Here is a 12,896-nt window from a genome sequence, read left to right on the forward strand (position 1 = left end):
AACACTAACACTTGAAAAGTATGACTATTTGATTTTATTGACCTTTTTTCTGTGAAACAAAAAAATACCCTTGAATTACAAACACTTCCCTTAAAGGTTTATAATTCCATCATATTTTACTCATTCCTTAAAAATATCATTTTGTGAGCATAATAATTTTGCTCTATTTTTCTCTCTTTTATTTAAAAATTCTCCAATTTTTGCCTGTGCCCATCCATAAAGACAGGTATGTTTGCTTTTTCAATGGTTTCACAGGATATGATAAGAAGAGGATTTCCTATTTTTTGTTTACAGTAATTTTCTACAATAGTATATAATCAACTTTTTCTGGCAGACAGCACCGATAAAAACAGGTGAACATCCAGACATCCTTCATATCAACTCAAAATTAGTTTACACTTTTCAAAAAATTTTGAACCATGATTAAAGGATTGAAGGATTGAAGGATTAACACGATTAAAAATCAAGGTAATCCCTTAATCATGAAAATAATGGTTCAAAAAAAAGTGTAAACCGACAAATGAAAGATGCCAACATCCATTATGAAGCATGAAATAAAAGAGAAATACATGGAACAAAAACCAGTTGTCGGCATAACCATGGGAGACCCGTGTGGAATAGGCCCTGAAATTATTGTATCTGCCCTTGAGGAGACAGAGCTTCACTCAATATGCATCCCTTTAATTATTGGTGATGCCCAAATAATGCAAAGGGCTTTGGATCTGAAAAAAAGTTCGATTGTGATACATAAAATAAACTTTAACCATATTAACTCAATACACCACTCTCCGGATTTGATAAATGTTTTAAATATTTCATGTCTCTATGCAGAGACCCTGAAACCAGGCATCCCCACAAAAGTGACAGGGCTTGCAATGCTTGATTACATAAACACGGCGGTTGACCTTGCAGTGACAGGCCACATTGCTGCCATGGTAACGGCACCTATAACAAAAACTGCTCTTAAAATGGCAGGTTCTCCTTTTCATGGTCACACAGAACTTATTGCCAGTAGAACAGGAGCTCAAAATTACGCAATGATGCTTGCCGGAGAGAGGCTGAAAGTTATCCTTGTCACAATCCACATTCCCCTGTCAGAAGTTACGGAAAAACTTACAATTGAAAAGATTATTGAAACAATAGAGATTGCAGGAGATGCACTCCATAACAATTTTGGAATCAAAGCCCCGAGAATTGCTGTGGCAGGAGTTAACCCCCATGCCGGAGAAGAGACCATGTTTGGCACAGAAGAGGAGATGATTATTCTGCCTGCTGTAAAAAAGGCTCAACAAAATGCTCAATCAAGGGGCAAAAATTTCATCATAGAAGGCCCTTTTCCACCGGACACAATCTTTTATCATGCTGCCAATGGAAAATATGACTGTGTGGTCTGCATGTACCATGATCAGGGACTTATACCTTTCAAGCTTATCCATTTTAGTGACGGTGTAAATACAACTCTGGGGCTTCCTATTATACGCACATCCGTGGATCATGGCACAGCCTATGACATTGCCTGGAAAAACCTGGCTGATCATCAGAGTCTTCTCCAGGCAATTAAAATGGCAGTTCAGCAGACCAACCACTCCTCACACAGACAATGCCTGGTCTAAATTTAAGGGTTGGTTCTAACGTCCGCCACTGACTTTGAGCATATATAGACTTCCAGAAAAATATCTTTCCATCTCAACTTTGAAGAGCAACCACATAGGGTTGCCCCTAAGTTGTGCTTGCAAATTTAATTATCTGGAAAACTATAGCTTTCCAAACACACTCAATCACGAAGCAGCAGAAAATGATAATCCATCACACCACTGAAAACAGAAACCACATAACTATTCAAGGTGCAAGGGAACACAATCTTAAAAACATCAATGTAATCATTCCCCGCAACAGCCTTGTCACCATCACAGGTCTTTCCGGCTCTGGAAAATCATCACTTGCCTTTGATACCCTTTATGCAGAAGGCCAGAGGCGGTATGTGGAATCTCTGTCAACCTATGCAAGGCAATTTCTGGGGCAGATGGACAAACCAGATGTTGATCTCATTGACGGCCTATCCCCTGCCATATCCATTGAGCAGAAAAGCGCAGGCCACAATCCAAGATCAACGGTTGGAACGGTAACAGAGATATATGATTACCTGCGCCTTCTCTTTGCCAGGGTTGGAAAACCCCACTGTCACAAATGCGGAGAACCACTGTTTTCAATGACCATTGACCAGATGACAGACAGTATCATGGCCATTCCTGAAAACAGCAAAATACTTCTTTTATCCCCCATTGTAACTGCAAGTAAAGGCACACACAAAAAAGAGCTTCAGCGGCTGAAAAAAGACGGTTTTGCAAGGGTAAGGATTGATGAAAAAATTTACTCAACAGATGAAATACCCACTCTTGATAAAAATATAAAGCATGACATTGATGCAGTTGTTGACAGACTGATTATCAAAAAAGGGATTGAAAAGCGTCTCTCAGACTCAATGGAGCTTGCACTCTCACTATCCAGCGGAACAGTAAAGGTCATGGTCATCGGGAATAAAAAAGGATCTGCCCAGGAAAATGAAGAGCTAATCATTTTTAACGAGACAGCCCGCTGTAACACCTGCGACACAACATGTGGTGAGTTGACTCCGGCATCATTCTCGTTTAACTCCCCCAATGGAGCATGCTCATTTTGTGATGGCCTTGGCTCTGTTACGCAGTTTGATCCTGATCTTATTGTACCCAACAAAGAGCTTTCCCTGCGTGAAGGTGCTGTTGCTCCCTGGAGCGGCCGTGACTCAGTTCAGTTTGCAGAGTTTCTTGATGCCCTCACAAAGCACTATCATGAGGATATATACACACCCTTCAAGGATCTCTCCCCTGCATTTCAGAAGGTTATCCTGCATGGTTCAGGCAAAAAAAAATCCCCTTCTATGTTGACAAAGGCGATAGGAAAGTAACATTTCTGAAAACCTTTGAAGGCATTATCCCGAACCTCAAGCGCAGATACCATGAAACAACTTCCCATGCATCAAGAGAGGAGATTGAGGTGTACATGAACTTCACAACCTGTTCCAGATGCAATGGAAGTCGCCTCAATGAGGTATCAAGCTCTGTTAAAGTAGCCTCCTACGCCATACATGAAACAACATCCCTTTCTGTGGAAAATGCCCTTGAATTTTTCTCAACACTTTCTCTTCAGGGCAAAGATCAAATCATTGCAGGCAATATTCTCAAAGAGCTTTGTTCCAGGCTTTCGTTTCTTAAAAATGTGGGACTTAACTATCTTACACTCAATCGTTCGGCTGCTACACTGTCAGGCGGAGAGACACAGAGAATAAGACTTGCTACCCAGATCGGCTCAAAACTTTCCGGAGTCATGTACGTTCTTGACGAGCCAAGCATAGGGCTACACCAGCGGGACAATAAAAGACTTCTCAACACCCTTTTAAACCTGCGGGATATCGGCAACAGCGTTATTGTTGTTGAACATGATGAAGAGACTATGCTTGCATCAGACTACATTATTGACATGGGGCCAGGCGCCGGAATGGATGGAGGCGAAGTTGTGTTTGCAGGCCCCCCTGACAGATTGTGGGAAAATTCCGGCAATTCCCTTACAGCAGACTATCTTTCAGGCAGAAAAAAGATACCCATACCAGAAAGACGACGAGAAGGAAACGGCCATCTTCTTGTCATAAAAGGAGCAGGAAGTAATAACCTCAAAAACATTGATGTATCCTTTCCCCTTGGATGCCTCATCTGTGTGACAGGGGTATCTGGTTCAGGCAAGTCAACCCTTGTTCTGGGCACTCTTTACAAGCTTATTTTCAACCACATTTACAGAGGAAGACTGTCGGCAGGTATCCATAAAGGAGTTGAAGGTATTGAACACCTTGACAAGGTTATCCACATTGACCAGTCACCCATTGGCAGAACACCAAGAAGCAATCCTGCAACATACACAGGTATTTTCAGTCCGGTCAGGGAACTTTTTGCAAAAACAATTGATGCCAGAGCCATGGGATATAAACCTGGAAGATTCAGCTTTAACATTAAAGGGGGCAGATGCGAGGCATGTTCCGGAGACGGAATCATAAAAATTGAGATGCACTTTCTGCCGGATGTTTATGTCTCCTGTGATATATGCAAGGGAAAAAGATATAACAGGGAAACCCTTGACATAAAGTACAGAGGCAAAAACATCTCGGAAGTCCTTGATATGACGGTTAACCAGGCACTTGATTTTTTTGACAAAATTCCTGCCATCAAATCCAAACTTGCAACCCTTGTGGATGTGGGGCTTGGTTATATAAAAATCGGTCAGCCAGCAACAACTCTTTCAGGCGGCGAGGCACAGAGAATGAAACTTGCGAGGGAACTTGCCAAAAAAAGCACAGGCAGAACAATATACATCCTTGATGAACCAACAACAGGTCTTCATACCGATGACATCAAAAGGCTGCTTTCAGTTCTTAGCAGGCTTGTGGATGGAGGTAACACTGTGGTTGTGATTGAGCATAATATGGATGTCATAAAATATGCTGATCATATAATTGATCTTGGCCCGGAAGGAGGTGAAATGGGCGGTGATATTGTGGTCTGCGGAACACCTGAAAAGGTTGCAGCATCAACAAATTCTTACACCGGCCACTATCTTGCATCTTTTCTTGAAAAACACCCCCATTCTTTTAAATATAGTATTCCAGATAATTAAATTGACAATTAAAAAGCCTAACTATCTGTTATATAAATAAATTTTTTGACTAAAAAATAAAATATTTTTCTGGAAATCTATAAATAACATTTTCCATGGAGTAAACTCATGCCGGAAATCAAGCCATCAGCCACCCTCAATAATACAGAAACATCATCATCTGAAAACCATACGGCCATGCTCGACATTATAAGCCGTGACACCGGCTTTAACCTCAAACAGATCAGGGCTGTCTCAGATCTTCTTGATCAGGGTGCAACAATACCTTTCATGGCAAGATACCGCAAAGAGGTGACAGGTTCCCTTGATGAAGTTGCAATTACACTCATAAGAGATTCCATCAGCCGTTTAAAAGAGCTTGCTGACCGTAAGAACTCCATACTCAAATCCCTTGAAGAGCGTGAACTTCTTACAGATGAGCTGAAAAAAGCTGTTGTCGAAGCAGCCACAACAGCAGAACTTGAGGACATTTATCAGAAGTATCGCCCCAAAAAAAGAACAAGGGCAATGATTGCAAGGGAAAAGGGTCTTGAGCCCCTTGCAGAAATGATCATTGCATCGGCAAGGCAAAATCTTGAAAGCAATCCCGAAAAGGTGGCTGCCCGTTTCATCACATCTGACAAAGTTGACTCTGAAAAAGAGAACCTGAATGTCAAAAGCGTTGAAGATGCCCTTTCAGGTGCCCGTGACATTGTTGCGGAAATCATAAATGAAGATACTGCAATACGGAGTGCCGTCCGTCATCTTTTTAAAAAAGAGGCTTTGATTTCCTCAGTGGTCAAAAAAAAACGAGGAGGAGAACGGAATAAAATACAGGGACTACTTTGAGTGGTCTGAGCACGCTTTTTCTGCACCTTCCCACAGGGTTCTTGCCATGCTTCGGGGAGAAAAAGAGGGAATATTGACCATCCATCTTCTCCCATCTGAAGAAAACGCAATAAACTGCATTGCCAAACTTTTATTTTCAGAATCCCCAAAGCACTCTTTTTCAGAATCCTCCAAAAAAACTATTTCAGAGTCTCCCCAAAAAACTATTTCAGCGTCTCCCCAAAAAACTGTTTCAGCGTCTCCCCAAAAAACTGTTTCACAATCCCCCAAACAATCTTTTTCAGAATCCTCCAAGCAACCTTTTTCCAAAACTTCATGGGTTCATCATCTCCAACTTGCCATAAGGGACAGCTACAAAAGACTTCTTGGTCCTGCCATGGAAAACGAGACAATAAAGGCAGTAAAAGAGATAGCAGACGATGCTGCCATAAAGGTTTTTACAGGAAACATAAAAGAACTTTTAATGTCACCACCCCTTGGACAGAAGGCAGTACTTGCCATTGATCCCGGCTTCAGAACAGGCTGCAAAGTGGTCTGTCTCAACCGTCAGGGCGATCTTCTGGCCCATGATGTTATTTTTCCCATGGCAAAAAATGAATTTCCCCAGCAACAAAAAGACGGTGATAAAACAGCAAATAAAGGTTTAGGAGACAACTCCTCCAATAGAGATACCGTAAACAAATCTGCCGGTAAAAAAGGTGGAAACAAAACATCTGATAAAATTATTGATCTTGTCAAAAGGTACAAAATTGAAGCCATAGCCATTGGAAACGGAACCGCCGGAAGGGAGACTTTGGATTTTGTCAAAAGCATTGATCTTCCTTCCGATATTCCCGTAATAATGGTGGATGAAAGCGGAGCATCCATTTACTCTGCATCAAGTTGTGCAAGGGAAGAGTTTCCCGATCACGATATAACTGTAAGAGGGGCTGTATCAATTGGCAGACGCCTTATGGATCCCCTTGCAGAACTTGTAAAGATTGACCCTAAATCCATAGGAGTCGGCCAGTATCAGCATGATGTGGATCAGAAAAAACTTCAGCAGGCCCTTGATGATGCTGTTACAACATGTGTAAACAAAGTGGGGGTGGAGTTGAATACCGCAAGCCGGGAGCTTCTTTGTCAGGTGGCAGGTCTTAACAGAACAACCGCCTTGAACATTGTTCAGTATCGTAATGAAAACGGTCCGTTTAAGTCCAGAAAAATGCTATTAAAGGTTCCAAGGCTTGGGCCTAAAGCATTTGAGCAGTGTGCCGGTTTTTTAAGGATTCACAATGGTGAAAATCCTCTTGATAAAAGCGGCATACATCCTGAATCATATGATATTGTAAAAAAAATGGCTCTGGATCTTGGGATTGATGTGAAAGCACTTGTGGATACATCAAAAAACAGCAATCTTGTAAAATCAATTGAACTGAAACGTTATGTAACAGAAAAAACAGGCATTCCCACACTGCAAGATATTCAGGCAGAACTTCTACGCCCGGGAAGGGATCCAAGGGAGAGTTTCACTATCTTCTCCTTTGCAGAAGATGTGCATACAATCTCTGATCTTGTACCTGGAATGAAACTGCCGGGCATAATTACCAACGTAACAGCATTTGGTGCATTTGTTGATATAGGTGTTCACCAGGACGGGCTTGTTCATGTAAGCCAGTTGGCCGACCACTTTGTTAAAAATCCCGCTGATGAAGTAAAGGTACGTCAGAAGGTAAATGTTACAGTCATGGATGTTGATATTAAACGAAAAAGAATATCCCTCTCCATGAAAGGGATCTAAGGGTTCTTAAGGGAATGAGCAGTTTTTAGTTTACCGTATATCCCTTTATAACCAACATGGCGGTTCACCGTCACAATCGAAGTGTTGAAAGTCTTTATAAAAACAGCCATTTGCGGGGACTTTCATATAAAATCCTCAAAATCGACATTTTATTGCTTTTTCCGAAGTTATTGCAGTTGTCTGAACCAGGATAACCAGGATGGATAGGATGCTCAGGATAGATAATCCTGCCTTATCCTGTTAATCTTGGGAATCCTGATTCAGACAGTGTTGGCAAGGCTTACAAGATCATAGGTGTCGATTTTGAGTAAATCTCTATAAAAAGGCACTTTGAAGAAGTGTAAAGATATATGAAGAATGCCACTTTAAAACTCTATTTTTGTTAAATCAGGCTTGCTGCCCCCATAAGATATTATTTTACATATGAAGCTATCAGAAAAACCATCAGATCTCCATATTGACAAAATTGCCGAGCTCTACACCAATCATATGGTTCTTGAAAAAGGACTTGCTGCAAATACCATTGAATCATATACTCATGATCTTGCAGTTTTTTTTGGTTTTATGGCAAAAAATTATATTGAACAGATAAGTGAAATCAATACAACCGCAATACTTGCATGGCTTGTTTATCTTAAAAAAGAAGGGCTTTCTGCCAGATCAAGGGCAAGAAATCTCATTGCAGTCAGAGGGCTTTTCAAATTTCTAATACAGGAAAACATTGTAACTTCAGATCCCATTAAACATGTGGATATCCCTAAAACCGGTTTTCACATTCCATCTGTCATGACAATAGAGGAGATTGAAAAACTGTTGAGCATTCCTGACACTTCAAAACCTGCTGAACTCAGAAACGCTGCAATGCTTGAGATCCTCTATGCCGCTGGATTGAGGGTATCGGAACTTGTTAGCATGAAAGTACAGGATATAAACTTTGATGCAGGATTTGTAAGGGTTTTCGGGAAAGGTTCAAGGGAAAGAATCGTACCTGTGGGTTCCCATGCACGAACTTGTACAATGGAGTGGATAAATACAGGGCGACCCTGTATGCTAAAAAACATTTCAAGCAAGTATCTTTTTGTGGCAAGAGCAGGCAAACCAATGACACGCCAGGGATTCTGGAAAATTGTGAAAAAATATTGCCTGAAAGCCGATATACACCGCAATATAACACCACATACGTTCCGCCACTCATTTGCCACACACCTCATAGAAGGTGGCGCTGATCTAAGATCTGTTCAAACCATGCTCGGTCATTCTGATATCTCAACCACCCAGATATACACCCATATCTCCCGTGAATATCTTCTTGATATGCACAAAAAATTTCATCCAAGGGGGTAATAAAACAGAATGGATTTTGAGTACTTAAATCATACTATTGCAGAGATTCTTGTGAAAATTTTTCAGGCAGGAAGACTCCTTTGGATCAAACTTAGTGCCTGTCTTATTATGGCTATCAAAGGTTTCAGGGAACACAATACCGCTTTGCGGGCTTCAGCATTGACCTTTTTCTCCCTTTTGTCCATTGTGCCTGTCATGGCTCTGGCATTTGGAATTGCCAAGGGTTTCGGCTTTGAAAAATTGCTGGAAAAAGAGCTTATGAACAGCCTTGCCGGACAGGAGGCTGTTGCAATTAAGATAATTGATTTTTCAGACAAGCTTCTTTCAGAAACCAGAGGCGGCATAATGGCAACACTTGGTATCCTTATTCTGATATGGACTGTCATCAAGATGTTTAACCATATGGAACAGGCATTCAACCAGGTCTGGCGCATTAAAAAAGGACGACCATTTTTAAGAAAATTGAGCGACTACATTGCTCTTTTTTTCACAGCCCCTATTCTTTTCATATTTGCAAGCAGCATAACCCTTTATATAAAAACCCGACTTCTAATGATGATGTCAGAAAAGGATCATTTTCATATATTAGAGACAACCGTACCATTTTTTTTAAAGCTAATTCCCTTTGTAACAATGTCAAGCTTGTTTGTTTTTCTTTATCTTTTCATTCCCTACAGGCAGATGAATGTAAGAGCTTCTCTTGCAGGCGGCATAATTACAGGAGCCATATACCAGACAGGACAGATGATCTATATAAACTTTCAGGTAGGTGTTTCCCACTATAATGCCATTTACGGAAGCTTTGCTGCCCTGCCCCTTTTTCTTACATGGCTTCAGACAAGCTGGATCTTAGTTCTCCTTGGAGCGCATTTTGCCTACGCATGGGAGCACACAGAACTTCACGGAAAAAAGGAAGCCGACTACAGCGGCATCAGCTTCAAGATGCAAAAAGTAATATCCCTTGCAATTGTAATGACGTGCATAAGACAATTTGCAGAAGAAAAAGCACCACTTAGTGAAGACGAGATTGCAACATCCCTTAATATTTCAGGCTCCCTTGTAAACACCCTAATTGACAAACTCAAAGCATCCCAGATACTATCGGAGGTTCACACTCCATCAGGTACAGGATGGCAGCCGGCAAGGGATATCAACAAACTCACCATATCCTCTGTAATTGTTGCCATGGAAGAAAATGGATTAACTGATATTCCGGTTCCCGGGACACTGGAATTTGAGGCAATTTTTGAAGCAGTGGAGAGCATGATGGCAGCAGGAAAAATATCCACAGGAATGCGCCTTCTGAAAGATATTTAGAAAAATCACTACTGCACCGTCAATACTTAATTTTAGGGTTATCTGCAACGTAGAGACAGAGCATGCCTTGTCTCTACAATTAAGCGAACCCTAATTTTTAGCTTTGACAATGCACTACTTCTTATTCAAGTTTAAACTATTCAGACACAATAATGAAGAGACTCACAAGATTACAAATATCCACTTTGACTAATTCTACTTTGTTAGCTTATCTTAGCTTCCTATTTTTGGTGTCTGAATCAGGATGCCCAGGATGTTCAGGATTAACAAGATTTGCATAATTACCTTTTATCCTGTGAATCCTGACTATCCTGATTCAGACAATTTAAGAAAATAACAAAGTAGAACTAATAAAGAGACTTTAATTTAATATGACCCAGCTTACACAAAACCTTCAGGGATTCTGGAATCCCGAACACGGCACAAAGAGCAATCCTCTGCCTTTTTCAAATGGGCTTAACAAGGCATTAATGACCCTGAGCCAACCAGTTTACATTATAGATCATTGTGGCCAGATGGCTGTTGTAACCGGAGGAGAAGCCCATATTGGAAAATCATCATCAATGTCAGGGAACAAGGACTCTTACGGTATCGTTGCATTTGCACCTTCTCTGCCCCTTGAACATCTTGGAGCAAGATCCTTCAAGATGCGCCATAATATAAAATATCCTTACATCGCAGGTGCAATGGCCAACGGCATAACATCCACACAAATGGTTGAGGCCATGGCCAAAAATGGAATGATGGGTTTTTTCGGCTCAGGGGGGCTTTCTCTTTCTGAAGTTGAAAATGCTGTGATCCATCTTAAAAAGAATCTCGAATCCCTTACCCCTTCCCTGCCCTGGGGCATCAATCTTATCCATTCCCATGGAGATCCAGAACTTGAAATGGCAGTTGTAAACTTATACATTAAACATAATGTGCATTGTATAAGTGCCGCAGCTTTCATGCGCATAACTCTACCCCTTGTATATTACAGACTCAAGGGTATTCACATGGATATGGAAGGCAGGATAATAACTCCAAACAGGATGATTGCAAAAGTCTCAAGAGTTGAGGTGGCAAGACAATTTTTCTCACCACCACCTGAAAAAATGGTATCAGAGCTTTTTCAGATGGGCCTAATATCACAGGAGGAAGCAAAGCTTTCACAATCCATACCCATGGCCCAGGATCTTACGGCAGAGGCAGATTCCGGAGGCCACACAGACAACCGGCCTGCAATTGCCCTTCTGCCCACCATGCTATCCCTGGGTGATGAATTTAATGAAAAATTCAACTACCAGGAACCTTTATGTGTAGGTCTTGCAGGCGGCATTTCAACACCTGAATCCACAGCAGCAGCATTTAATATGGGGGCAGCTTATGTATTGACAGGCTCCATTAATCAATCATGTATTGAATCCGGTACTTCTGACACAGTAAGGGAGCTTCTTGCCCAGGCAGAGCAGGCAGATGTGGCAATGGCACCTGCTGCTGACATGTTTGAAATAGGAGCCAAGGTACAGGTTTTAAAACGGGGAACCATGTTTTCAGTCAGGGCAGACAAGCTTTATCATATCTATAAAAATTACGATAACTTTGAATCTGTACCGGAGAAGATCAGAAAAGAGATTGAAGAAAAATTTCTTCAGGCAACATTTGAACAAAAATGGAAGGAAACCGAAGCGTTCTTCAAAGTACGGAATATAAAGGAACTACAACGGGCAGAGTCGGATCCACGCCATAAAATGGCTCTGGTATTCAGATCATATCTTGGACTCTCTTCAAGATGGTCCATTGCAGGGGATCCTTCAAGGCGCATGGATTACCAGATTTGGTGCGGTCCCTCCATGGGAGCTTTTAACAAGTGGGTAAAGGGTTCTTTTCTTGAAAAAACCCAGAACAGGAAAGTGGCTGATGTGGCACTAAATCTTCTTTTTGGTGCATCAATCTGCACCAGGGCAGGATGGCTGAGAAATCAGGGGGTTGATCTTCCGGCAGGTGCGGGAAGATTTGCACCTGTGGATTTGGAGAGACTTTATTACTATTGTATTCCAAATAATTAATTTACCGTTAAATAATTAATTTACCGTTGGGTTATTTTGTCATTAGAAAAGTGTAACCCTACAAATGAAGGATGCCAATTTTTCTACATGATTGATGATATTCAGGAGTTAAAATTTTAGTTTTTTCAGGGTTGAAAATATCTCTTCCCCCTTTTTTGAAGAAAGGGGACTGGCTTTTATATTTTCATTTATGGTCTCCACTTTTTGATGAAACTCTTCCTCTGATATATCTCCGGTTTTCAAAAGCAGATAGCTATTGAGCAGGGCGGTTACGGATTTCATCAAAGAGAGGTTGTATTGTAATAAAAGGCGTTTGGTTTCAGGCGGGGTTTCCGGTGATTTGATATACTGCATGTCTGCCACTTTAAAAAGAATGAGACGGGTGGCCAAAGGAGAGACCTTATCCCATAATTGATATTTTTGTGCCTCTTCCATGAAGAGCGGATCATTGATCAGGGAGTAAAGCTCATTGAGGTCGGATAGATCCATATGACGGATAAGGGTATTAAAATCCAGTGCATTGCCCATGATGGCACCGCCTTTCAATAAAGCGGCCGGATCATCTACGTTCATGTTCAAAATGGCATCCACCTCACTTTGCACCAGTTGCACATTGGTGTATGCTTCCCGCAATTTTCCAATGAAATTATCTTTTTTGATATCCCTTTGAATCGTTTCATTAACCGTGGGTACAATCAGACAAGGCACGACAACTCCTGGAATCAGGCAGATCATTGCCAGTTGGGTTAGAAACATCTTACATTTTTCGTAATTCCAGTGCCAGACAAAGTGACACACTATCACAGCAATAAGAATGAAAATTGGAATAATATACTTCAATGCTAAAATCAGAACCAGTGCCATTTTTAAATCCTTTT

At 41.2% G+C, this 12,896-nt stretch carries 7 protein-coding genes and 2 pseudogenes; 8 read left to right on the plus strand and 1 reads right to left on the minus strand.

Going from position 1 to position 12,896, the window contains the following annotated elements:
• Positions 1–569 precede the first annotated feature (569 nt).
• From pdxA to MTBBW1_RS22135, 8 genes and pseudogenes are all read left to right on the plus strand, one after another.
• A complete protein-coding gene (pdxA, locus tag MTBBW1_RS22105; protein WP_080807561.1) occupies positions 570–1,613 on the plus strand; it encodes a 4-hydroxythreonine-4-phosphate dehydrogenase PdxA in 1,044 nt (347 codons plus the stop codon).
• Between the two features lie 626 nt (positions 1,614–2,239).
• Positions 2,240–4,701: pseudogene (uvrA, locus tag MTBBW1_RS22110) on the plus strand (excinuclease ABC subunit UvrA).
• A gap of 108 nt (positions 4,702–4,809) precedes the next feature.
• Positions 4,810–5,529, plus strand: coding sequence for a Tex-like N-terminal domain-containing protein (locus tag MTBBW1_RS22115; RefSeq protein WP_080807334.1), 720 nt, complete (start codon positions 4,810–4,812; stop codon positions 5,527–5,529).
• Positions 5,507–5,575 (plus strand): annotated as a pseudogene (locus tag MTBBW1_RS30450) (hypothetical protein); the annotation flags it as partial. The gene MTBBW1_RS22115 and the pseudogene MTBBW1_RS30450, both read left to right, overlap by 23 nt.
• Complete coding sequence (locus tag MTBBW1_RS22120; RefSeq protein WP_080807337.1) at positions 5,576–7,309, plus strand: helix-hairpin-helix domain-containing protein; 1,734 nt, start codon at positions 5,576–5,578, stop codon at positions 7,307–7,309.
• A gap of 423 nt (positions 7,310–7,732) precedes the next feature.
• Positions 7,733–8,653 carry a site-specific tyrosine recombinase XerD gene (gene xerD / locus MTBBW1_RS22125; RefSeq protein ID WP_245809518.1) on the plus strand — a complete coding sequence of 307 codons (921 nt, stop codon included), beginning with the start codon at positions 7,733–7,735 and terminating at the stop codon, positions 8,651–8,653.
• Positions 8,654–8,662: 9 nt separating this feature from the next.
• Complete coding sequence (locus MTBBW1_RS22130) at positions 8,663–9,970, plus strand: YihY/virulence factor BrkB family protein (RefSeq protein ID WP_080807341.1); 1,308 nt, start codon at positions 8,663–8,665, stop codon at positions 9,968–9,970.
• 371 nt (positions 9,971–10,341) lie between these two features.
• Positions 10,342–12,018: a PfaD family polyunsaturated fatty acid/polyketide biosynthesis protein gene (locus MTBBW1_RS22135; protein ID WP_080807345.1), complete on the plus strand. Its 1,677-nt coding sequence runs from the start codon at positions 10,342–10,344 to the stop codon at positions 12,016–12,018.
• 108 nt (positions 12,019–12,126) lie between these two features.
• Here the strand turns inward: MTBBW1_RS22135 and MTBBW1_RS22140 are convergent.
• Positions 12,127–12,896, minus strand: a 770-nt coding sequence (locus tag MTBBW1_RS22140; protein ID WP_222424144.1) for a hypothetical protein, incomplete at its 5' end; no start/stop codon positions are given.

The organism is Desulfamplus magnetovallimortis (assembly GCF_900170035.1).
Lineage (GTDB): Bacteria > Desulfobacterota > Desulfobacteria > Desulfobacterales > Desulfobacteraceae > Desulfamplus > Desulfamplus magnetovallimortis.